A 21,019-nucleotide genomic window follows, 5' to 3' on the forward strand; every position below is an offset into this window, starting at 1 on the left:
GATGACCGAGACCACCCAGACCGAAACCCTTGGCTTCCAGACCGAAGTCAAGCAGCTGCTGCAGCTGATGATCCACTCGCTGTACTCCAACAAGGAGATCTTCCTGCGCGAGCTGGTCTCCAACGCCGCTGACGCTGCCGACAAGCTGCGCTTCGAAGCCCTGACCCAGCCGGCCCTGCTTGAAGGTGACAGCGAGCTGCGCGTGCGCGTCAGCTTCGACTCCGCCGCCCACACCATCACCATCGAAGACAACGGCATCGGCATGAGCCGCGCCGAGGCCATTGCCCACCTCGGCACGATCGCCAAGTCCGGCACCGGCGATTTCCTGCGCCAGCTGTCCGGCGACCAGAAAAAGGATTCGCAGCTTATCGGCCAGTTCGGCGTCGGCTTCTACAGTGCCTTCATCGTTGCAGACCAAGTGGAAGTGACCTCGCGCCGCGCCGGCCTGGCTGCAGGCGAAGGCGTGCGCTGGACCTCGCGCGGCGAAGGCGATTTCGAAGTGGCCACCATCGACAAGGCCGAGCGCGGCACCCGCATCGTGCTGCACCTGAAGGACGGCGAGCACGACTTCGCCGATGGCTGGCGCCTGCGCGGCATCCTCAAGAAGTATTCGGACCATATCGGCCTGCCGATCCAGATGCCGAAGGAAGGTGGCGAAGAAGGCGCCGCGGTCGAATGGGAAACCGTCAATCGCGCCAGCGCGCTGTGGACCCGCCCGCGCACCGAGATCAGCGACGCCGAGTACACCGAGTTCTACAAGCACGTGGCACACGACCACAGCGATCCGCTGGCATGGAGCCACAACAAGGTCGAAGGCAAGCTGGAATACACCTCGCTGCTGTACGTGCCCGGCCGCGCGCCGTTCGACCTGTATCACCGCGATGCCCCCAAGGGCCTGAAGCTGTACGTGCAGCGCGTGTTCGTGATGGACCAGGCCGAGCAGTTCCTGCCGCTGTACCTGCGCTTCATCAAGGGCGTGGTCGATTCCAACGACCTGTCGCTGAACGTCTCGCGCGAGATCCTGCAGTCCGGCCCGGTCATCGATTCGATGAAGGCCGCGCTGACCAAGCGCTCGCTGGACATGCTGGAAAAGCTGGCCACAGACAAGCCGGAGCAGTACGCCACGTTCTGGAAGGAATTCGGCCAGGTGCTGAAGGAAGGCCCGGCCGAGGACTACAACAACCGCGAGAAGGTGGCCGGCCTGCTGCGCTTCGCCTCCACACGTGGCGACGGCGATGCGCAGAACGTGTCGCTGGCTGACTACCTCGGCCGCATGGCCGAAGGCCAGGACAAGATCTACTACCTGACCGGCGAGAGCTACAGCCAGGTGCGCAACAGCCCGCACCTGGAAGTGTTCCGCAAGAAGGGCGTGGAAGTGCTGCTGCTGACCGACCGCATCGACGAGTGGCTGATGGGCTACCTGACCGATTTCGACGGCAAGGGCTTCGTCGACATCGCCCGCGGCGACCTCGACCTGGGCGCGCTGGAAACCGAAGCGGACAAGCAGGAACAGGAAGCAGCGGCCAAGGACAAGCAGGGCCTGGTCGAGCGACTGAAGACGGTGCTGGGCGATGACGTGGCCGACGTGCGCGTCTCGCACCGCCTGACCGATTCGCCGGCGGTGCTGGCCATCGGCGAACAGGACCTGGGCCTGCAGATGCGCCAGATCCTGGAAGCCAGCGGGCAGAAGGTGCCGGACAGCAAGCCGGTGCTGGAGATCAACCCGGGCCATCCGCTGATCGCCAAGCTGGATGCTGAAGCCGATGGCGCGCGTTTCGACGATCTGGGCCGGGTGCTGTTCGACCAGGCTGCATTGGCCGCCGGCGACAGCCTGAAGGATCCGGGCGCCTATGTGGCGCGCCTGAACAAGCTGCTGCTGGAGCTGTCGGCCTGATCGACAAGGTGGTCGCCGGGCATGGCCCGGCGATGCTCTGGTAGAGGCCAACCTTGGTTGGCACCTGCCAGGGCGGATCGAGCGTGCCAACCAAGGTTGGCACCCACCACAGGCGGCGGTTGGCACTTGGCGAGCGGGTTCAGGCCTCGCGATCCAGCAGCGAGCCCAGCATCTGGTCCTGGCGTCGGATCACCGCGGCGTTGGAAGCGAAAGCCACCACCTCGGCTTTCGCTGCCAGCAGATCACCCAGTGGTGCACTGACATCGGCGCCGGTAGGGGTCACCGCGGCCTGCACCCCGCCCTGCTCCACCGTACTGCGTTGCAGCTGCAGGCGTTGGGCATCAGGAGTCGCCAGGTTGGCCACGTTGTGCGCGGCCACCTGCACGCCCTGCTGGGCCGCACGCATCCCGCCGAGGGCGATTCCCATCACGTTGTTCATGGCGGTCTCCGGACCGCCCTGCGCAGCCCTCCGGACCGGTTAACGGCCGGCCGGCCGCGACCTTGAGTCCACATCGGCCCGACAGGCCTGAGTGGTAGCATATCCCTCTGATTTCAGCGCCTTTTGCCAATGCTCAGTTTTTTCCGCCGCAAGAAGCCCCAGGATGCCCCCGCAACGGAGGCACCCAAGACCCAGCACTACTCGGCTGAAGAGCTGGCGGCGGCGTTTCCGTCGGCCGCGCCGGTCGAGGACAAGGAGCCGGCACCGGTAGCCGTACCGGCCGAGCCTGCACCGGTCGAGCCGCCCCCGGCAACCGCCGTTCCGGTCGCTGTCGAGCCCACCCCGGCGATTCCGGCCCCAGCCGCAGCGGTTCCGGCAGCTCCTGCGCCGACGGCGCAGATCGACGTCGCCCCCATCGCGACCCCGGCCATCGAACCGGCACCCGCACCGCTGCCCGAGCCCACCCCGGCACCGGTCACCGACGACCTGCCTGCTGCCGCCTCGGTCGACGCTGCTCCGGCTCCTGCCGGCAAGCCCGGCTGGCGCGAACGCCTGCGCAACAGCGTCATCGCGCGCAGCTTCGGTGGCCTGTTCTCGCGCAACCCAAAACTCGACGACGACCTGCTGGACGAGCTGGAAACCGCCCTGATCACCGCCGACGTCGGCGTGGGTGCCACCACCGACCTGGTCGAGGGCCTGCGCAAGCGCATGAAGTCGCGCGAGTTCGCAGATGCAAATGCGCTGCTGGCCGCGCTGCGCGCCGAGCTGATCGCGATCCTGCAGCCGGTGGCCAAGCCGCTGGTGATCGACCGCAATGCCAAGCCCTTCGTGGTGCTGACCGTCGGCGTCAACGGCGTTGGCAAGACCACCACCATCGGCAAGCTGGCCAAGCGTTTCAAGGATGAAGGCCACAGCCTGATGCTTGCCGCCGGCGACACCTTCCGCGCCGCCGCCGTCGCACAGCTGCAGGCCTGGGGCGAGCGCAACGGCGTGGCCGTGGTCGCCCAAGGGCAGAACGCCGATGCCGCTTCGGTGGCATTCGATGCGCTGCAGGCCGGCAAGGCCCGTGGCACCTCGGTGTTGATCGCCGATACCGCCGGCCGCCTGCACACCCAGTCCGGCCTGATGAACGAGCTGGGCAAGATCCGCCGCGTGCTCGGCAAGATCGACGCCACTGCACCGCACGAAGTACTGATGGTGATCGACGGCACCACCGGCCAGAACGCGCTGTCGCAGCTGCGCCAGTTCAATGCCGCGGTGAACGTGACCGGCCTGGTGGTGACCAAGCTGGACGGCACTGCCAAGGGCGGCGTGGTGTTCGCGCTGGCCCGCGAGTTCGGCATTCCGATCCGTTTCGCCGGCATCGGCGAGCGCCCGGAAGACCTGCGCGTATTCGATCCGGAAGCCTTCGTTGACGCCCTGCTGCCCGAAGCGCTGGGTGCCTGATAGACCGTGCAGCCACGCATGGCGTGGCTCTACTGCAGCCCGGTAGAGCCCCCCCATGGGTGGCTGCCCACCTCCGGAATACCGATGCCCCGCCAGCCGCACGCCAGCGCCGGAACCACGCAGACCGACGACTTCGTCGCCCACCTGCTGCATTGGTTCGACGACCACGGCCGCCACGACCTGCCCTGGCAGCATCCGCGCAGCCCCTATCGGGTCTGGTTGTCGGAAATCATGCTGCAGCAGACCCAGGTGAGTACGGTCATCCCGTACTTCCAGCGGTTCCTGCAGCACTTCCCGACCCTGCCCGACCTCGCCGCCGCCGGCAATGACGCGGTGATGGCGCAGTGGGCCGGGCTCGGCTACTACGCCCGCGCACGCAACCTGCACGCGGCAGCCAAGCGCTGCGTGGAACTGCACGACGGCGACCTGCCACGTGACTTCGACGCGCTGCATGCCCTGCCCGGCATCGGCCGCAGCACCGCCGGTGCGATCCTCAGCCAGGCCTGGAACGACCCGTTCGCGATCCTCGATGGCAACGTCAAGCGGGTGCTCAGCCGCTACCACGGCATCGACGGCTTCCCGGGCCTTCCGGCCATCGAGAAGCAGTTGTGGGCGATCGCCGAGGCGCACGTGGCGCAGGTGCCGACCGGGCGCATGGCCGATTACACCCAGGCGCAGATGGACCTGGGCGCGACCGTGTGCAGCCGCGCCAGACCCGCCTGCGTGATCTGCCCACTGCAGGACGCGTGCGTGGCGCGCCGCGAAGGCCGCACTGCCGAACTGCCGACGCCCAAGCCCAGCAAGACCCTGCCCGAACGAGAAGCAGTGGCCCTGCTGCTGCGCGACCCCCAGCAGCGCGTGCTGCTGCAGAAGCGGCCGGACACCGGCATCTGGGCGCAACTGTGGACGCTGCCGCAGGCCGAGGCCGGCAGCGACCTGCAGGACTGGTTCGATGCGCATGTTGAAGGTTCGCTGGAAGACGCCGAGGAGTTGCCAGTGCTGCAGCACACCTTCAGTCACTACAGGCTGCACCTGCAGGTACTGTCGCGCCAGGTGAACGGCCTGCGCGTGGAAGAACCCACGTTGCGCTGGGTCGCCTACGATGAACTGCGCGCGCTGGGCCTGCCCGCGCCGATCCGCAAACTGCTCGACGGCGCGACGATCAAGACGCCAAAACGAACTTCCAAGAAACCCCGCAACCACGAGTGAGTGCCATGCCCCGAACCGTCTTCTGCCAGTACGAACAACGCGATGCCGAGGGCCTGGACTTCGTGCCCTACCCCGGCGAGCTGGGCCAGCGCATCTTCAACAACATCGGCAAGCAGGCCTGGGCTGCGTGGCTGGCGCACCAGACCATGCTGATCAACGAGAACCGCCTGTCGCCGCGTACGCCGGAACATCGCGCGTTCCTTGAAGGCGAACTGGTCAAGTTCCTGTTCGAGAAGGACGCGCAAAAGCCGGCCGGCTTCACTCCGGAAGCCTGACGCACAGGTAGTGCCGGCTGCGAACAAAAAAGGGGACGGAGGGGATTAAGTCGTTTGTACCACAAACGACTTAATCCCCTCCGTCCCCTTTTTTGATCATTTCGCCGGCGCGGTGTTTTCCTCGCGCTCCTGCACCTGCGCCTGGCGCAGCTCCTGCTCGGAAGCGCGTAGTGCCTTCACATCCAGCTTGCGGATGCTGTCGATGAAGCACGGCATGCGCGGGCCGCCGGTAGGGTCGCGCACCAGCACCTTGTCGAAACGCGCCGAAACACGATTCATCTGGCTGGTCAGGCCGATGGCGGTGGCATATGGCAGGTCCTGGCAGGGCCCCCTCAACTCCAGCAGGTAGGCCTCGCTGGGACGCGTCCATACCGCAAGCGCGCTGTCACCCAGCTCGGTCCAGCCATTGAGGGTGCCAAAGAACTGCATGTCGTTCTGCGGCGCACCGGCATGGGCACGGTACAGGTCAAGCTTATCGGCGCTGCTGAGCCGGCCAGTGGTCGCACACGCGGCCAGCGCCAGGCAGAGTCCGGCCACCAGGAACGGGGTCTTCATGGCGATCTCCTCGGGGAACTGTCGCCATCATGCGCCCGGGCCGGCAACGCCGGCGCGATGACCGACAGCCCCATTCAGGCGCTGGTCGGCGGTCGACCAAGGCCGACCTCTACCAAAGCAGACCCAAGGCCCCGGATTCCGGTAGTCACCAACCTTGGTTGGCGCCTGCCCTGCAGGAGCAGCCGATCAGGGTCGGCTTCCACCAAAGCGGCCCTGGCGCCTCAGACATCGGCGTGGGCCAGTGCGTGCAAGCGCCCTTCGCGCAGCTCCAGCACCCGGTCGAGGCGGCGCGCCAGGCTGCGGTCGTGGGTGACCAGCACCAGGCTGGTGTGACGCGCACGATTCAGTTCCAGCATCAGCTCGAACACCGTGGCGGCCGTGCGGTCATCCAGGTTGCCGGTCGGCTCGTCACCCAGCACGCAGGCTGGGTGATTGACCAGTGCCCGCGCCACCGCAGCACGCTGCCGCTCACCACCAGACAGCTCGCCCGGCTTGTGATCCAGGCGGTGGCCGAGGCCGACCGCTTCCAGCAGCGTGGTGGCCCGGCTGCTCGCTTCTGCTACCGCAGTGCCAGCCAGCAGTACCGGCATCATCACGTTTTCCAGCGCGGTGAACTCCGGCAGCAGGTGATGGAACTGGTAGACGAAGCCCAGCGCCTGGTTGCGCAGCAGACCGCGCGCGGTATCCGACAGCGCCGACATGCGCTGCCCGGTCACGTAGACCTCGCCGGCAGTTGGAATGTCCAGGCCGCCCAGCAGGTGCAGCAGCGTGCTCTTGCCGGCGCCGGAGGCACCGATGATCGCCACCGTCTCGCCGGCGGTCACGGTCAGGTCCAGGCCATCGAACACCGGGGTCTGCATGCGCCCTTCGGCGTAGGTCTTGCCCAGTGCTTCGGCGCGGATCACTTCGTCGCCGCGGTTGAAGACCTTATTCATAACGCAGGGCCTCCGCCGGCTGGGTGCGTGCTGCCCGCCAGGCGGGATACAGGGTGGCCAGGAAGCTCATCAGCAGCGCGACCACGGTGATCGCCACCACGTCGCCGGTCTGCATGTCGGTCGGCAGGCCGGTGATGTAGTACACATCCTCCGGCAGCAGCTTGACGTTGAACACGCTCTCGATGGCGCCGAGGATGCGTTCCAGGTTGAGGGTCAGGGTGATGCCGCCGATCAGGCCGGCCAGCGTGCCGAAGATGCCGATCAGCGAACCCTGCACCATGAACACCTGCATCACCCCGCCCGGCGTCAGGCCAAGGGTGCGCAGGATGGCGATGTCGGCCTGCTTGTCGGTGACCAGCATCACCTGCGACGACACCAGGTTGAAAGCGCCCATGGCGATGATCAGCGACAGCAGGATGCCCATCACTACCTTCTCCATGCGCAGCGAGTGGTAGAGGTTGGCATTCTGCTGGGTCCAGTCACTTACCCGGTACGCGCCGCCGAGGCTCTGCGCCAGGTCCACGCCCACTTCCAGCGAGCGGTCCATGTCGTGCAGTTTCAGCCGCACGCCGGTAGCGCCATCGGAACGCAGCACGCGCTCCAGGTCCTGCATGTTGGCGAAGCCGACGCCGCGGTCGACCTCGTTGTAGCCGGCCTCGAAGATGCCGCTGACGGTGAAGCGTTTCATCCGCGGCACTGCGCCAGCAGGCGTGCCCTGCACTTCTGCAAAGGTCACCAGCACCTGGTCGCCAACGTCCACGCCCAGCCAGACCGCCAGTTCTTTGCCCAGCAGCACGTTGAAGCTGCCCGGCTTGAGGCTGTCATAGCTGCCCTTGGTGACCTTCTTGTCGATCACCGACACCTTCGGCTCCAGCGCCGGATCGATGCCCTGGATGATTGCGCCCTGCACGCGCGGGCCGCTGATCATCGACTGGATCTCGATGTACGGCGCGGCACCGGCCACGCGCGGGTCCTTGCTGGCCACGTCGACCACGCGCATCCAGTCCGGCATCGGCTCGCCGTCGCGGCTGATGGTGGTGTGCGCGGTCATCTGCAGCAGGCGGCTGCGGATTTCCTTCTGGAAACCGCTCATCACCGCCAGGGTGGTGATCAGCACCGTCACGCCGAGCGCGATGCCCAGGATCGATGCCATCGAGATGAAGGAGATGAAGCCGTTGCGGCGCTTGGCGCGCAGGTAGCGCAGGCCAATGGCCACGGGAATGGGTTTGAACATGCAGGCACGCCGGTCAATTCAGCTTATGGTGCCATCGACCGGGGCCGACGGGAAACGCCGCGTGCGGCGACGGCCAGTCGCAGTTCACGTCGCTGCCCGGAATCGAGCACATCCGGCCAGAACAGCAGGCGCCGACGGCGCCGATCCTCACGCCAGAGCAACAACAGCCATGGCCCACGCACGACCAGTTGTGGTGCATCGACGTCCTGCCCGGCCACCTGCAGCGGCTCGGGCGGTACCGGCAGAAGCACCTGCACGCGTGGCCTACGCTGGCGCCAGGCCAGTTCGGCCAACCCGATGCCCCAGGCCAGCAACACCGCGGGCGTCAGCAGCCGGGGCGGTAGATCCGATGCGCGCAGCAGCCAGGGCGCGGCCAGCAGCACCGCCAGCTGGGCGGCGGCCTGCAGCCGTGAGGGCCGCCACTCAAGGCTTGAGGGCGAGGATCTTCTGCATGAGGGGGACTGCGTGCGCATGCGGGCAGGCCTCGTAGCCCATGAACCAGCGCCACAACTTATCGTCCTCGCAGTCGAGCAGGAACAGGAAAACCTCGCGCTCCTCGGTCGGCGCAGTGCTCCATTCGTGGTCGAGGTAACGGCCGAACAGCTGGTCCAGCTCGCGCATGCCGCGGCGGCAGCGCCAGCGCAGCTTCTTCAGCAGAACGTCTTCTTCCATCGTGTTTCTCCAGATGCAGCAAAGCCACGCATGGCGTGGCTCTGCTGGGAGGTGTAGCCACGCATGGCGTGGCTCTACCGGGTACAGCCGGACCGTATCAGGCGCGGCGTTCCATCATCAGCTTCTTGATCTCGGCGATCGCCAGTGCCGGGTTCAGGCCCTTCGGGCACGTCCGGGCGCAGTTCATGATGGTGTGGCAGCGGTACAGCTTGAACGGATCTTCCAGATCGTCCAGGCGCGCACCGGTGTCCTCATCGCGCGAGTCAATGATCCAGCGATAGGCCTGCAGCAGGATCGCCGGGCCCAGGTAACGCTCGCCGTTCCACCAGTAGCTCGGGCAGCTGGTCGAGCAGCAGGCGCACAGGATGCACTCGTACAGGCCGTCCAGCTTCTTGCGGTCTTCCGGCGACTGCAGGCGCTCACGGTCCGGCGGTGCCGGGGTCTGGGTGCGGATCCATGGCTTGATCGAGGCGTACTGCGCGTAGAAGTGGGTCAGGTCCGGAACCAGATCCTTGACCACGTTCATGTGCGGCAGCGGGTAGATCGGCACTTCCTTCTTGCCGCAGTCCGAGATGGCTCGGGTGCAGGCCAGGGTGTTGGTGCCATCGATGTTCATCGCGCACGAACCACAGATACCTTCGCGGCAGGAGCGGCGGAAGGTCAGGGTCGGGTCGATCTCGTTCTTGATCTTGATCAGGGCGTCCAGGACCATCGGGCCACAGGCGTCCAGATCAACTTCATAGGTATCGGTGCGCGGGTTGCTGTCGTCGTCCGGACTCCAGCGGTAGATCTTGAAGGTGCGCACGTTCTTCCCGCCGTTCTTGACGGGGAAGTGCTTGCCCTTCGTGATCTTGGAATTCTTGGGGAGTGAAAACTCGGCCATGGCTGCTCTCGTTGGCTCAGGCGGCCCGCGCCCTTGGGCGCGGATTGCATGGTAGGCGGGGTCGGATCAGTACACGCGCGGCTTCGGCGGCACCACGGACACGTCGTCGGTCAACGTGTACATGTGCACCGGACGGTAGTCGAAGCTGCACTTGCCCTTCTCGTCGACGCTGACCAGGGTGTGCTTCTGCCAGTTGACGTCGTCGCGGTCCGGATAGTCCTCATGCGCATGCGCACCACGGCTTTCCTTGCGCTGTTCGGCCGAGTTGATCGTCGCCACCGCGTTGAGCAGCAGGTTGTTCAGCTCGTAGGTCTCGATCAGGTCCGAGTTCCACACCAGCGAACGGTCGGAGACCTTCACGTCCTGGAACGAGTCGAAGATCTTGTCCATCTTCTCGCAGCCTTCCTTCAGCGTCTGGCTGGTGCGGAAGACGGCCGCGTCGGCCTGCATGGTGCGCTGCATGCGATCGCGGATGACCGAGGTCGGGGTATCGCCGTTGGCGTGGCGCAGTTTGTCCAGCAGGCCCAGCGCCTTGTCGCAGGCATCGGCCGGCAGCGGCTTGTGCGATGCGCCCGGCTTGATGGTCTCGGCGCAGCGGTTGGCCACCGCACGACCGAACACCACCAGGTCCAGCAGCGAGTTCGAGCCCAGTCGGTTGGCGCCGTGCACGGACACGCAGGCCGCTTCACCGATGGCGTACAGGCCCGGCACCACGGCATTGTCGTTGTCGCCGACCTTCTGCACCACTTCGCCGTGGTAGTTGGTCGGGATGCCGCCCATGTTGTAGTGCACGGTCGGGATGACCGGGATCGGCTGCTTGTGCACGTCGACGCCAGCGAAGATGCGGGCGCTTTCGGCGATGCCCGGCAGCTTGTCGTCGATCACGCCCGGGCCGAGGTGGGTCAGGTCGAGCAGGATGTGGTCCTTGTGCTCGCCGACGCCGCGGCCTTCGCGGATCTCGATGGTCATCGAACGGCTGACCACGTCGCGCGAGGCCAGGTCCTTGTAGTGCGGCGCGTAGCGCTCCATGAAGCGCTCGCCGCTGCTGTTGCGCAGGATGCCACCTTCACCGCGGACACCCTCGGTGATCAGGCAGCCGGCGCCGTAGATGCCGGTCGGGTGGAACTGCACGAACTCCATGTCCTGCATGGCAATGCCGGCACGCATGGCCAGGCCGCCACCGTCGCCGGTGCAGGTGTGCGCCGAGGTGGCGCTGAAGTAGGCACGGCCGTAGCCGCCGGTGGCCAGTACCACGCCCTGGGCGCGGAACAGGTGCAGGGTGCCGTCGGACATGTCCAGGGCCAGCACGCCGCGGCAGGCGCCTTCGTCGTCGAAGATCAGGTCGAGCGCGAAGTACTCGATCATGAAGCGCGCATCGTGCTTCAGCGACTGCTGGTACAGGGTGTGCAGCATCGCGTGGCCGGTACGGTCGGCCGCCGCGCAGGTACGCTGCGCCGCCGGGCCTTCGCCGTACTTGGTGGTCATGCCACCGAACGGACGCTGGTAGATCTTGCCTTCGGCGGTGCGCGAGAACGGCACGCCGTAGTGTTCGAGCTCGATGATGGCCGGGATGGCCTCACGGCACATGTACTCGATGGCGTCCTGGTCGCCCAGCCAGTCCGACCCCTTGATGGTGTCGAAGAAGTGGTAGCGCCAGTCGTCTTCGCCCATGTTGGCGAGTGCGGCCGAGATACCGCCCTGGGCGGCAACGGTGTGCGAACGGGTCGGGAAGACCTTGGTCAGGCACACGGTCTGCAGGCCCTTGGCGGCCAGGCCGAACGTGGCGCGCAGGCCGGCGCCGCCGGCGCCGACCACGACCATGTCGTACTTGTGTTCGGTGATCTTGTAAGCGGACATCTAATCTGGATTCCTGTGTTGGTGCCTGGGCTCAGGCAACGCCGAGGGCGATGCGGCCCACCGCAAACACACTGACGATCATGCCGAGCACGGCGACGAACTTCACCGCGGTCTGCAGCACCAGGGCCAGCAGCGATTCGTGGATGTAGTCTTCCAGCACGACCTGCATGCCGAGCTGCGCGTGCCAGAACATGGCGATCAGCAGGCCGATCAGCGGCACTGCGTTCCACGGCTTGGCCACGGCGGCGGCGGCGGTCGCGTAGTCCGAGCCCAGCAGGCCCAGCACGAAGACCAGGAACCAGATACCCAGCACCACCAGCGCGGCGGCAGTCAGGCGCTGATGCACGAAGTGCTCGGTGCCGGTCTTGGCCGAGCCAAGGCCACGCACGTTCTTCAACGGGGTACGGAACTTGCTCACGCGGCACCTCCGAACATCACATAGGCCCACACCAGCAGGGTGATCACCAGGCTGCCGGTGACCGACAGCCAGCTGCTGCGGATGAAGGCGGGGATGCTGAAGCCGATGGCGAAGTCCTGCACCACATGGCGGATGCCATTGCACAGGTGATAGGCGAACGACCATGTCCACGCGAACAGGAACACGCGGCCATACCAGGCCCCGGCATGGCCGGTGAAGCAGTTCCAGGACTCGGGCCCCATCATCAGGGCCAGCAGGCCGGCAGCGATGATGAGGGCACCAACAGACAGAAAGACGCCAGTGGCTCGATGCAGGATCGAGGTGGCCATCTGAATCTGCCAGCGATACACCTGAAGGTGCGGGGAAAGTGGGCGTTGTCTGGTCGCCATTCGCTGGGCTCGTTGTCTCGGCTGGGCGGCACGCGGCCGCGTTGGCTCAATGCTGATCAGAAATCGATGCAGCGTCCGTTTTTCTCCCAATCGCCATACCGCACCGGATCAAGTCCGCCGCGGCCGCCGAATTCTTCTGCTTTTTCCTGTTCCACGGGCACGGGTGCCGCGGGGACCAGCGGGGCTTCAGATTCGTCGTCGGGAGTGGGGGTTGTTTGGCCTATCATGTTCGGTCTCGCAACGCACAAATTTTAGACCTCGTTCACGTGCCTGACAACCTGCCCCCTGCTTTCGTCGGATATCCGCGCCTGCCCGGCCACCAGCTGCTGAGCCTGCAGGGCCCGGATGCGGCTGTCTTTGCCCACGCCCAGTTCAGCAGCGATGTCACCGCCCTGCCCCTGCTGCACTGGCAGTGGAGTGCCTGGTTGAGCGCCAAGGGCCGCACCCTGGCGGTGTTCCAGCTGCTGCGGTTGGCCGACGACCACCTGATGCTGGTGCTGGCGGATGGCGATGCCGATGCGATTGCGTCGCAACTGCAGCGCTTCGTGTTCCGCCGCAAGGTGAAGGTGCTGGTGCGCGATGATCTGGCGGCGGCCGGGGCATTCACTGCGCCCGAGGCCGCCAGCGGCGCTGCGATTGCGCAGGCCGCAGGTGATGGCTGGGAACTGGACCTGGGCAGCGATGCCCTGCCGCGCACCCTGCGCATTGGCGCCGCCGATGCCTTTGCAGCCGGCAGCGAAACCGATGAGGCCGCTTTCGCCCTGGCCTGGCGCCAGGCCGACCTGCGCTACGGGCTGCCGCGGCTGGAAGAAGGCCAGCGCGAGGTGTGGACCCCGCAGCAGCTGGGCCTGGACCGCCTGAACGGCTACAGCGTGAAGAAGGGCTGCTATCCCGGACAGGAAATCGTCGCCCGCACCCACTTCCTCGGCAAGGCCAAGCGCGCGGTGCAGTTGCTGCATACCGCAGCACCGGCACAGGCCGGCGATGGCGTGCAGCAGGATGGCGCGGCGCTGGGCACGATCGCCAGCGTGGCCGGCGACCTGGCGCTGGCGGTGCTGCCGCTGGAGGCCGGTGATGCTGACCTGCAGGTGGGTGATGCCATCGCGCAGCGCGTGCCATTGCTGGATGGGTTGGCGCGCTGAATCTGTTGGGAAACCGCATCTGGTGGGTGCGGACCGCTGGTCCGCACGCCTGAAATGGTAGTGCCGGCCGCTGGCCGGCAACCAAGCACGGTTGAGGCTGCCGACCAGCGGCCGGCACTACCCGTTACAGGCGCTCGCCGGTTTCCGCGCTGAAGAAATGCAGGCCCTGCGGGTGGATCGCCACGCGGATCTGCTCGCCCACCGCCGGCAGCGCCTGCGGCGCCACGCGCATGGTCAGCGCGTGCTGGCCACTGCTCAGATTCACGAAGATCTCGTTGCCGACCGGCTCGATGCCTTCGATGCGCGCGGTGAACGCATGCGCATCATCGGCGCTGGCCGGCTGCAGGTGCTCCGGACGCACGCCCACCGCGATCGGCTTCTGCAGCCACGCCGGATCGATCGTGGCCTGGCCCAGCGGTGCACGCCAGTCGCCGTCGACCACGGTCACGCCGCTGGCATCGCCCTGCAGCGTGCCGCGCAGCACGTTCATCGCCGGGCTGCCGAGGAAGCCGGCCACGAACAGATTGGCCGGACGATCGTACAGCGCCATCGGCGTATCGATCTGCTGGATGATGCCGTCCTTCAGCACCACGATGCGCTGGCCCAGGGTCATCGCCTCGACCTGATCGTGCGTCACGTAGATCATGGTGGTGCCCAGCTTGCGGTGCAGCTGCGCGATTTCGGTACGCACGCTGTGGCGCAGCTTGGCATCCAGATTGGACAGCGGCTCGTCAAGCAGGAACACCGCCGGCTCGCGCACCAGCGCCCGGCCCAGCGCAACACGCTGGCGCTGGCCGCCGGACATCGCCTTGGGCAGCTTGTCCATCATCTCGGTGAGGCCCAGCGTCTGCGCCGCCTCGGCGATGCGCTTGTCGATGGTGGCCTTGTCATGGCCGCGCAGCTTCAGGCCGAAGGCCAGGTTCTCGGCCACCGTCATGTGCGGGTACAGCGCGTAGCTCTGGAACACCATCGCGATGTCGCGATCCTTCGGCGCCACATCGTTGACCACGCGATCACCGATGGTCAGCGTGCCGCCGCTGATCTCTTCCAGGCCAGCCACCATCCGCAGCAGGGTCGACTTGCCACAGCCGGAGGGACCGACCAGCACCATCAGCTCGCCGTCGGCGACCTCGAAGCTGGCGTCCTTCACCGCGACCTGGCCGTTGTCATAGACCTTGCGCACACCCTGCAACTGCACTTTTGCCATATCACCTATCCGGTCCGCCCGAAGCCGGGCTGTCTTTTGGGACTGCCTCGGCCCTCCCGATGGCAGTGATGATTGCGCGCTTGCCGCATGACGGCGAGCACTGCAATCGAATACAGTTGCCCATTCTGCCATGTAAACGTTTTCACGTGGCACTATCCGATGATCGGTGCGCACCGATCTGCGTCGGCGGTTGAACGAAGGTTCCGCCGGGGTAGTGGTTTCGAATGGAACGGTCTTCCGGTGCCCCGGAGAACGCCCCCAACGAACCTCGGACAGGCAGTTGCGCGGATGTCCCCCGAACCCAGCCATGAAGCGATTGACAACGATGTCACCCGGATCTGAAACTCGAGCGATGCACGACACCCTCTTCCTGTTCGGTGCCACAGGTGATCTGGCCCAGCGCTACCTGTTCCCTTCGCTGCTTCGCCTGCTTGGCGACGGCCTGCTGCCGGAGGACTTCCGCATCCGCGCACTGGCGTTGTCCGGGCATGACACCGAAGCCTTCCATGACATCCTGCGCCCGCGCCTGCAGCAGGCCATGCCGATGGCCTCGCAGGACGACATCAACGGCCTGCTGCGCCGCATCGACTACCGTTCGGTCGACCTGCGCGACGTCGACTCTGTCGCCGCCGCCGTCTCCGATCTGGTGCATCGCAAGTGCGTCAGCTACCTGGCCATTCCGCCGGGCCTGTACATCTCCACCTGCGAAGGCCTGGCCAAGGGTGGCGCCCTCGCCGCGCCGGCACGCCTGATGCTGGAGAAGCCGATCGGCAGCGACAGCGAGAGCGCCGAGGAAATCATCAGCACCATCGGCCAGTGGATCGACGAGGACCGTGTGTTCCGTCTCGACCACTACCTGGGCAAGGCGGCGGTGCAGAACCTGATCGCCCTGCGCTTCGGCAATACGCTGCTGGAAGCGGTATGGAACCGCAACTACATCGAATCGGTGCACATCCTGGTGGCCGAGAGCGAAGGCGTGGATGGCCGCGACGCCTACTACGCCCGCTCCGGCGCGCTGCGCGACATGGTGCAGAGCCACATCCTGCAGCTGCTGTGCATGGTGGCGATGGAGCCGCCCGCCTCGCTGGAAGCCGATCGCATCCGCGACGAGAAGGTCAAGGTGCTGCGCGCGCTGCGTCCGCTCGATGCCAGGCACGCCGCGCGTGACAGCATCCGCGGCCGCTATACCGCCGGCACCATCAACGGCCAGCCGGCGCAGGCCTACCAGCCGCCGGAAGGCAGCGACGTGGAAACCTTCGCCGGCGTCACCGCGCACATCGACAACTGGCGCTGGAGCGGCGTGCCGTTCCACCTGGTCACCGGCAAGCGCCTGCCCGAGCGCACCACCCGCGTGGTGGTCACGCTGAAGCCGGTCACCCACTGGCTGTTCGAGCGCCCGCAGCGCGCCCAGGCCGCACCGAACCGCCTGGTGTTCCAGCTGCAGCCGCAGGAGAACATCGAACTGGGCCTGATGAGCAGTCTGGCCGGCCCGGAATGGGGTGCGCTGGAACTGCATCCGCTGGAACTGGAACTGTCGGTGCCGACCGGCCTGCATCGCCGCATCGCGTACGAACGCCTGTTCCTGGATGCGTTCAACGGCAACCACACCTTGTTCGTGCGTGACGACGAAGTGCGCGCCGCCTGGGCGTGGATCGACAGCGTGGCCGACGCCTGGAAGGAGGCCAAGCTGCCGCTGGAACCCTATCCCGCCGGCCAATGGGGCCCGAGCAACGCAACGGAGTTCCTGCCGCAGGGCGTGGACGCACCGGACAGCGAGGCGTCGGCATGAGTGCCAACTCGCAGCCGGTGCTGGTCGCCGACATCGGTGGCACCAACGCCCGCTTCGCCCTGGCGGACACCTCGCTGGACGCGCCATTGCTGAAGGAGAGCATCCGCGAGTACGCAGTGGCGGAGTTCCCGTCGCTTGGCGATGCCGCCCGCCATCACCTTGAGCAGATCGGCGCTGCCGCCAGCCGCGGCGTGTTCGCGGTGGCCGGCCGCGTAGACGGTGACGAGGCACGCATCACCAATCATCCGTGGGTGATCTCGCGCAGCCGCACCGCGGCGATGCTTGGTTTTGACGAGCTGCACCTGATCAACGACTTCGCCGCACAGGCAATGGCGATCTCGCTGCTGCAACCCGAGGACGTGGTCCAGGTCGGTGGCGCCGCCTGGGTCCCGGGCAAGCCGGGCCAGCCACGCAACTATGCGGTGATCGGGCCCGGTACCGGGCTCGGCGTCGGGGGCCTGATCCTGCGCCACGGCCGCTGCTACCCGCTGGAAACCGAAGGCGGCCATGTCAGCTTCCCGCCGGGAACGCCGGAGGAGATCCGCATCCTGGAGATCCTGTCCGAGCAGTTCGGCCGCGTCTCTAATGAGCGCCTGATCTGTGGCCCCGGCCTGGTCAACATCCATCGCGCGGTGTGCGAGATGGCCGGTATCGACCCGGGCCAGCTGCAGCCGGTGGACGTGACCGCCCGCGCCCTGCATGGCGATCCGCAGGCAATGCGCACCGTCGATGTGTTCTGCGCCGTGTTCGGCGCCATTGCCGGCGACCTGGTACTGACCCAGGGCGCCTGGGACGGCGTGTTCCTCACCGGTGGACTGACCCCGAAGATGCTCGATTCGCTGCAGCACTCCGGGTTCCGCCAGCGCTTCGAACACAAGGGGCGGTTCTCTTCGATCATGGCGCGGGTGCCGTCGCTGGCCGTGATGCATCCCCATGCCGGACTGCTGGGCGCCGCCGCCTATGCCGCCGATGCCGAACGTGACGCACCTGGAGTTGCCGCATGAGCCCCACCTTCCACGACGACCGCGTCGAGTTCATCCACCACAGCGATGCCGACGGCTGGATCGAAGCGGTAGCCGCCGAGATGGCGCAGACCCTCAACCACGACATCAATGAAGTGGGCCGCGCCCGCATCCTGTTGTCCGGCGGCACCACGCCGGCACCGGTCTACCAGGCGCTGGCCGAACTGGACGTGCACTGGGACCGGGTTGAAGTGAGCCTGGCCGACGAGCGCTGGCTGTCGCCGCAGGATCGCGACAGCAACGCATGGCTGGTGCGCGAGCACCTGCTCAAGCGTGCCGAGGGTGCCCATTTTGATCCGCTGGTGCGCATCGGCAAGCCGCTGCCGGAATGCGTCTACACCGCCAACCTGCAGGCCCAGCACAGCCAGCCGCCGAGCCTGGTGGCACTGGGCATGGGCAACGACGGCCACACCGCCTCGCTGTTCCCGGGCTCGAAGGACCTGGCCCGCGCACTGGAAAGCACCCTGCCCTATGCCGCGCTGGATGCCACCGGCTGCCCGGGAGCGAACCAGTGGCCGCTGCGCATCACGCTGACCCCGCATGGGCTGCGCCAGTGCCGCCAGCGCCTGCTGCTGCTGCGCGGCAAGCAGAAGCTGCAGGTGCTGCGCCAGGCGTTGGACAGCAACGACGCCCAGCAGTACCCGATCCTCAACGCGATCAACCTGGAAGGCGCGCGCCTGCGCGTCCACTGGGCTGATTGATGTCGGCGGCGGCGCCCTGCCGCCGCTTGCCTCTCGCCACCTTGAACGCCGGTAGCCAATGAGCCTCCATCCGCAACTGCAAGCCATCACTGAGCGTGTCATCCGCCGCAGCGCCGCCTCGCGTGCCGCCTACCTGGCCGCGATCGACGCCTCCCTGCGCGAAGGCCCGTTCCGCAGCCGCCTGAGCTGCGGCAACCTCGCCCACGGATTCGCCGCCTGTGGCGGCACCGACAAGAGCCGCCTGCGCGGCGGCGTGACGCCGAACCTGGGCATCATCACCGCCTACAACGACATGCTCTCGGCGCACCAGCCGTTCGAGACCTATCCCGAGCAGATCCGCGAGATCGCCCGCGAGCTCGGTGCTACGGCACAGGTGGCCGGCGGTGTGCCGGCGATGTGCGACGGCGTCACCCAGGGCCGCGGTGGCATGGAACTGTCGCTGTTCTCGCGCGATGTGATCGCGCAGGCGACCGCGATCGGGCTCAGCCACGATATGTTCGACAGCACCGTCTACCTCGGCGTGTGCGACAAGATCGTGCCCGGCCTGCTGATCGGTGCGCTGGCCTTCGGCCACCTGCCGGCGGTGTTCGTGCCGGCCGGCCCGATGACCCCGGGCATCCCCAACAAGCAGAAGGCGGAAGTGCGCGAGCGCTATGCCGCCGGCGAAGCCAGCCGCGAAGAGCTGCTGGAAGCCGAGTCCGCCTCATACCACGGCGCCGGCACCTGCACCTTCTACGGCACCGCCAATTCCAACCAGGTGCTGCTGGAAGCGATGGGCGTGCAGCTGCCGGGCGCATCGTTCGTCAATCCGGGCACGCCGCTGCGCGATGCGCTGACCCGCGAAGCGACCGAACGTGCACTGGACATCACTGCGCTCGGCGACGACTTCCGTCCGCTGGGCCGGATCATCGACGAGCGCGCGATCATCAACGCGGTCATCGCGCTGATGGCCACCGGCGGTTCGACCAACCACACCATCCACTGGATCGCAGTGGCGCGCGCCGCCGGTATCGTGCTGACTTGGGACGATTTCGACGAACTGTCGCAGCTGATTCCGCTGCTGGCCCGCGTCTATCCGAACGGCGAGGCCGACGTCAACCGCTTCGCGGCCGCTGGCGGCCCGGCGTTCGTGTTCGGCGAGCTGATCAAGGCCGGCCTGATGCACGGCGATCTGGTCAGCGTGGCGCGCGGCGGCATGGCCGACTACGCACGCGAACCGCAGCTGCGCGATGGCCAGCTGGTCTACCTGCCGGGCCTGGAACGCAGCGCCGATGATGAGGTGGTGCGTGGCGTCGACAATCCGTTCGAGCACCAGGGCGGCCTGCGCCTGCTGCGCGGCAACCTCGGCAAGTCGCTGATCAAGCTGTCGGCGGTAAAGCCGCAGTACCGCACGATCGAAGCGCCGGCCGTGGTGGTCGATGCACCGCAGGTGCTGAACAAGCTGCACGCCGGTGGCCTGCTGCCGCAGGACTTCGTGGCGGTGGTGCGTTACCAGGGCCCGCGTGCCAACGGCATGCCCGAACTGCATTCGCTGGCGCCGCTGCTGGGCCTGCTGCAGAACCAGGGCCGGCGCGTGGCGCTGGTCACCGACGGTCGCCTGTCCGGTGCCTCGGGCAAGATTCCGGCGGCGATCCACGTGACGCCGGAAGCGGCACGCGGTGGTCCGCTGGCCAAGGTCCGCGAGGGCGACATGATCCGCCTGGATGGCGAGGCTGGCACGCTGGAAGTGCTGGTGGACGCGGCCGAATGGGCGGCACGTCCGCTGGCGCCGAACACAGCACCGGCCGCGCATGACCTGGGCCGCAACCTGTTCGCGATCAACCGTCGCGTGGTGGGTCCGGCTGATCAGGGTGCGATTTCGATTTCGTGCGGGCCGGCGGCGGCTGATGGCGGGCCGTGGGAGTACGACGCGGAATATGAGCTGGGGCACGATGCCGCAGCGGCGGCGGCGCCGCATGAGGCGAAGGACGCCTGAAGCGAAAAGCCGCGGCAGGCTTCCCGGCCTGGGCAGTAGAGCGCCCTGGCCGGGACACGCCGTAAACCCATCCATGGGGGCTCGGTCGCGGCATCCATGCCGCTCACGGTCCCGGCCAGGGCGCTCTACTGCCCTTGGACAATTCCCGGCGCGTCATTTGCGCTGCGGCCACTGAATCAAGAAGAGCAAAAGGCAAGGGCAAAAGCATGGGTATCGAACAACATCAGGTGAAGGCGGCGGAGCTGTTGCGTGCGGCGGGCATCCTGCCGGTGGTGACGATTCATACGCTGGACCAGGCGCGGGCGGTCAGTGCGGCGCTGCTGGAAGGTGGCTTGCCGGCGATCGAGCTGACCCTGCGTACGCCAGTGGCGATGGAAGCATTGGCGATGCTCAAGCGCGAGCTGCCGGACGTGGTGGTGGGTGCCGGTACGGTGCTGACCGTGGAGCAGATGCAGCAGTCGATCGATGCGGGTGCGGACTTCCTGGTGACCCCGGGTACGCCGCCGGCACTGGCTGATGCACTGGCCGCCGCACCGCTGCCGGTGGTGCCGGGTGCGGCCACCCCGACCGAGCTGCTGTCGCTCTACGCCCGCGGCTTCCGCGTGTGCAAGCTGTTCCCGGCCACGGCTGTGGGTGGCCTGGCAATGATCAAGGGACTGGCCGGCCCGGTGGCGGACCTGAAGCTGTGCCCGACCGGCGGCATCACCGAGAACACCGCCGCCGAATACCTCGAGCAGAAGAACGTGGTCTGCATCGGTGGTTCGTGGATGGTGCCGGGCAACTGGATCGCCAACGGCGAATGGGACAAGGTGCGCGCCAGCGCCGCAGACGCCGCCAAGATCATCCAGCGCGTACGCGGCCACTGAGCCCGACAAAGGTGCAGAGCCGAGCCCATGCTCGGCTCCGGCATCATCAGGGGTCAGAGCCCTTTCCCACCGGGAAAGGGATCCGACCCCGGGCGACGAGTGCGCAAAGCA

22 protein-coding genes are annotated in these 21,019 nt (G+C 66.9%); 10 read left to right on the plus strand and 12 right to left on the minus strand.

From position 1 onward, the window contains the following. Position 1 precedes the first annotated feature (1 nt). Positions 2-1,894 carry a molecular chaperone HtpG gene (gene htpG / locus H4O10_RS06530; RefSeq protein ID WP_012479776.1) on the plus strand — a complete coding sequence of 631 codons (1,893 nt, stop codon included), beginning with the start codon at positions 2-4 and terminating at the stop codon, positions 1,892-1,894. Positions 1,895-2,033: 139 nt separating this feature from the next. Here the strand turns inward: htpG and H4O10_RS06535 are convergent, their stop codons facing one another. Next, complete coding sequence (locus H4O10_RS06535; protein ID WP_012479775.1) at positions 2,034-2,333, minus strand: hypothetical protein; 300 nt, start codon at positions 2,331-2,333, stop codon at positions 2,034-2,036. A gap of 129 nt (positions 2,334-2,462) precedes the next feature. Here H4O10_RS06535 and ftsY point away from each other — a divergent pair, with 129 nt between their 5' ends. From ftsY to H4O10_RS06550, 3 genes are all read left to right on the plus strand, one after another. Further along, the gene (gene ftsY, locus H4O10_RS06540; protein WP_012479774.1) at positions 2,463-3,779 is read left to right on the plus strand and encodes a signal recognition particle-docking protein FtsY; all 1,317 of its coding nucleotides are present in this window, start codon (positions 2,463-2,465) and stop codon (positions 3,777-3,779) included. An 84-nt stretch (positions 3,780-3,863) separates the two neighbouring features. Beyond that, a complete protein-coding gene (gene mutY, locus H4O10_RS06545; RefSeq protein WP_049395489.1) occupies positions 3,864-4,988 on the plus strand; it encodes an A/G-specific adenine glycosylase in 1,125 nt (374 codons plus the stop codon). 5 nt (positions 4,989-4,993) lie between these two features. Further along, positions 4,994-5,263 carry an oxidative damage protection protein gene (locus tag H4O10_RS06550; RefSeq protein ID WP_005409085.1) on the plus strand — a complete coding sequence of 90 codons (270 nt, stop codon included), beginning with the start codon at positions 4,994-4,996 and terminating at the stop codon, positions 5,261-5,263. A 96-nt stretch (positions 5,264-5,359) separates the two neighbouring features. Here H4O10_RS06550 and H4O10_RS06555 read toward each other — a convergent pair whose 3' ends face one another. The 10 genes from H4O10_RS06555 to H4O10_RS06600 form a co-directional block, all read right to left on the minus strand. After that, entirely contained in the window at positions 5,360-5,818 is a 459-nt protein-coding gene (locus H4O10_RS06555; protein WP_012479772.1) for a DUF6491 family protein, read from the minus strand. A gap of 221 nt (positions 5,819-6,039) precedes the next feature. Next, the gene (gene lolD / locus H4O10_RS06560) at positions 6,040-6,753 is read right to left on the minus strand and encodes a lipoprotein-releasing ABC transporter ATP-binding protein LolD (RefSeq protein ID WP_005409083.1); all 714 of its coding nucleotides are present in this window, start codon (positions 6,751-6,753) and stop codon (positions 6,040-6,042) included. Further along, complete coding sequence (locus tag H4O10_RS06565; RefSeq protein WP_049395491.1) at positions 6,746-7,987, minus strand: lipoprotein-releasing ABC transporter permease subunit; 1,242 nt, start codon at positions 7,985-7,987, stop codon at positions 6,746-6,748. The genes lolD and H4O10_RS06565 overlap by 8 nt, the downstream gene beginning before the upstream one ends. Positions 7,988-8,010: 23 nt before the next feature. Continuing rightward, complete coding sequence (locus tag H4O10_RS06570) at positions 8,011-8,460, minus strand: hypothetical protein (RefSeq protein ID WP_049395493.1); 450 nt, start codon at positions 8,458-8,460, stop codon at positions 8,011-8,013. After that, complete coding sequence (locus H4O10_RS06575; RefSeq protein ID WP_049406791.1) at positions 8,411-8,659, minus strand: succinate dehydrogenase assembly factor 2; 249 nt, start codon at positions 8,657-8,659, stop codon at positions 8,411-8,413. Before H4O10_RS06575 ends, H4O10_RS06570 begins: the two co-directional genes overlap by 50 nt. Positions 8,660-8,756: 97 nt before the next feature. Beyond that, positions 8,757-9,542, minus strand: a complete 786-nt coding sequence (locus H4O10_RS06580) for a succinate dehydrogenase iron-sulfur subunit (RefSeq protein ID WP_005409079.1) — start codon at positions 9,540-9,542, stop codon at positions 8,757-8,759. Positions 9,543-9,608: 66 nt separating this feature from the next. Further along, on the minus strand, positions 9,609-11,399 hold the full coding sequence (gene sdhA, locus H4O10_RS06585) for a succinate dehydrogenase flavoprotein subunit (protein ID WP_005409078.1): 1,791 nt from the start codon (positions 11,397-11,399) through the stop codon (positions 9,609-9,611). A 31-nt stretch (positions 11,400-11,430) separates the two neighbouring features. Then, entirely contained in the window at positions 11,431-11,817 is a 387-nt protein-coding gene (gene sdhD, locus H4O10_RS06590) for a succinate dehydrogenase, hydrophobic membrane anchor protein (protein WP_005409077.1), read from the minus strand. After that, positions 11,814-12,206, minus strand: coding sequence for a succinate dehydrogenase, cytochrome b556 subunit (gene sdhC / locus H4O10_RS06595; RefSeq protein WP_005409076.1), 393 nt, complete (start codon positions 12,204-12,206; stop codon positions 11,814-11,816). Before sdhC ends, sdhD begins: the two co-directional genes overlap by 4 nt. Before the next feature lie 56 nt (positions 12,207-12,262). Next, positions 12,263-12,433, minus strand: coding sequence for a DUF1674 domain-containing protein (locus tag H4O10_RS06600; protein ID WP_005409075.1), 171 nt, complete (start codon positions 12,431-12,433; stop codon positions 12,263-12,265). A gap of 39 nt (positions 12,434-12,472) precedes the next feature. On the opposite strand from H4O10_RS06600, the gene H4O10_RS06605 reads away from it, so the two are divergent. Further along, positions 12,473-13,348: a folate-binding protein YgfZ gene (locus H4O10_RS06605; protein ID WP_005412973.1), complete on the plus strand. Its 876-nt coding sequence runs from the start codon at positions 12,473-12,475 to the stop codon at positions 13,346-13,348. A gap of 124 nt (positions 13,349-13,472) precedes the next feature. Here H4O10_RS06605 and ugpC read toward each other — a convergent pair whose 3' ends face one another. Beyond that, complete coding sequence (ugpC, locus tag H4O10_RS06610) at positions 13,473-14,555, minus strand: sn-glycerol-3-phosphate ABC transporter ATP-binding protein UgpC (protein WP_012479769.1); 1,083 nt, start codon at positions 14,553-14,555, stop codon at positions 13,473-13,475. Positions 14,556-14,907: 352 nt separating this feature from the next. On the opposite strand from ugpC, the gene zwf reads away from it, so the two are divergent. From zwf to eda, 5 genes are all read left to right on the plus strand, one after another. After that, the gene (gene zwf, locus H4O10_RS06615; RefSeq protein ID WP_005409072.1) at positions 14,908-16,344 is read left to right on the plus strand and encodes a glucose-6-phosphate dehydrogenase; all 1,437 of its coding nucleotides are present in this window, start codon (positions 14,908-14,910) and stop codon (positions 16,342-16,344) included. Then, positions 16,341-17,348 carry a glucokinase gene (gene glk / locus H4O10_RS06620; RefSeq protein ID WP_005412971.1) on the plus strand — a complete coding sequence of 336 codons (1,008 nt, stop codon included), beginning with the start codon at positions 16,341-16,343 and terminating at the stop codon, positions 17,346-17,348. Before zwf ends, glk begins: the two co-directional genes overlap by 4 nt. After that, the gene (gene pgl / locus H4O10_RS06625) at positions 17,345-18,067 is read left to right on the plus strand and encodes a 6-phosphogluconolactonase (RefSeq protein WP_012479767.1); all 723 of its coding nucleotides are present in this window, start codon (positions 17,345-17,347) and stop codon (positions 18,065-18,067) included. The genes glk and pgl overlap by 4 nt, the downstream gene beginning before the upstream one ends. Before the next feature lie 58 nt (positions 18,068-18,125). Continuing rightward, positions 18,126-20,042, plus strand: coding sequence for a phosphogluconate dehydratase (edd, locus tag H4O10_RS06630; protein ID WP_012479766.1), 1,917 nt, complete (start codon positions 18,126-18,128; stop codon positions 20,040-20,042). 206 nt (positions 20,043-20,248) lie between these two features. After that, on the plus strand, positions 20,249-20,908 hold the full coding sequence (gene eda / locus H4O10_RS06635) for a bifunctional 4-hydroxy-2-oxoglutarate aldolase/2-dehydro-3-deoxy-phosphogluconate aldolase (RefSeq protein WP_005409068.1): 660 nt from the start codon (positions 20,249-20,251) through the stop codon (positions 20,906-20,908). Positions 20,909-21,019 lie beyond the last annotated feature (111 nt).

Origin of the sequence: Stenotrophomonas sp. I18B00994 (genome assembly GCF_014145825.1) — a bacterium.
Lineage (GTDB): Bacteria > Pseudomonadota > Gammaproteobacteria > Xanthomonadales > Xanthomonadaceae > Stenotrophomonas > Stenotrophomonas maltophilia.

Bases quoted from the DNA above. Each gene is read 5' to 3' on its own strand.
- htpG (WP_012479776.1), top strand. From the start codon at position 2: ATGACCGAGACCACCCAGACCGAAACCCTTGGCTTCCAGACCGAAGTC.
- H4O10_RS06535 (WP_012479775.1), bottom strand. From the start codon at position 2,333: ATGAACAACGTGATGGGAATCGCCCTCGGCGGGATGCGTGCGGCCCAG.
- ftsY (WP_012479774.1), top strand. From the start codon at position 2,463: ATGCTCAGTTTTTTCCGCCGCAAGAAGCCCCAGGATGCCCCCGCAACG.
- mutY (WP_049395489.1), top strand. From the start codon at position 3,864: ATGCCCCGCCAGCCGCACGCCAGCGCCGGAACCACGCAGACCGACGAC.
- H4O10_RS06550 (WP_005409085.1), top strand. From the start codon at position 4,994: ATGCCCCGAACCGTCTTCTGCCAGTACGAACAACGCGATGCCGAGGGC.
- H4O10_RS06555 (WP_012479772.1), bottom strand. From the start codon at position 5,818: ATGAAGACCCCGTTCCTGGTGGCCGGACTCTGCCTGGCGCTGGCCGCG.
- lolD (WP_005409083.1), bottom strand. From the start codon at position 6,753: ATGAATAAGGTCTTCAACCGCGGCGACGAAGTGATCCGCGCCGAAGCA.
- H4O10_RS06565 (WP_049395491.1), bottom strand. From the start codon at position 7,987: ATGTTCAAACCCATTCCCGTGGCCATTGGCCTGCGCTACCTGCGCGCC.
- H4O10_RS06570 (WP_049395493.1), bottom strand. From the start codon at position 8,460: ATGCGCACGCAGTCCCCCTCATGCAGAAGATCCTCGCCCTCAAGCCTT.
- H4O10_RS06575 (WP_049406791.1), bottom strand. From the start codon at position 8,659: ATGGAAGAAGACGTTCTGCTGAAGAAGCTGCGCTGGCGCTGCCGCCGC.
- H4O10_RS06580 (WP_005409079.1), bottom strand. From the start codon at position 9,542: ATGGCCGAGTTTTCACTCCCCAAGAATTCCAAGATCACGAAGGGCAAG.
- sdhA (WP_005409078.1), bottom strand. From the start codon at position 11,399: ATGTCCGCTTACAAGATCACCGAACACAAGTACGACATGGTCGTGGTC.
- sdhC (WP_005409076.1), bottom strand. From the start codon at position 12,206: ATGGCGACCAGACAACGCCCACTTTCCCCGCACCTTCAGGTGTATCGC.
- H4O10_RS06600 (WP_005409075.1), bottom strand. From the start codon at position 12,433: ATGATAGGCCAAACAACCCCCACTCCCGACGACGAATCTGAAGCCCCG.
- ugpC (WP_012479769.1), bottom strand. From the start codon at position 14,555: ATGGCAAAAGTGCAGTTGCAGGGTGTGCGCAAGGTCTATGACAACGGC.
- zwf (WP_005409072.1), top strand. From the start codon at position 14,908: ATGCACGACACCCTCTTCCTGTTCGGTGCCACAGGTGATCTGGCCCAG.
- glk (WP_005412971.1), top strand. From the start codon at position 16,341: ATGAGTGCCAACTCGCAGCCGGTGCTGGTCGCCGACATCGGTGGCACC.
- pgl (WP_012479767.1), top strand. From the start codon at position 17,345: ATGAGCCCCACCTTCCACGACGACCGCGTCGAGTTCATCCACCACAGC.
- edd (WP_012479766.1), top strand. From the start codon at position 18,126: ATGAGCCTCCATCCGCAACTGCAAGCCATCACTGAGCGTGTCATCCGC.
- eda (WP_005409068.1), top strand. From the start codon at position 20,249: ATGGGTATCGAACAACATCAGGTGAAGGCGGCGGAGCTGTTGCGTGCG.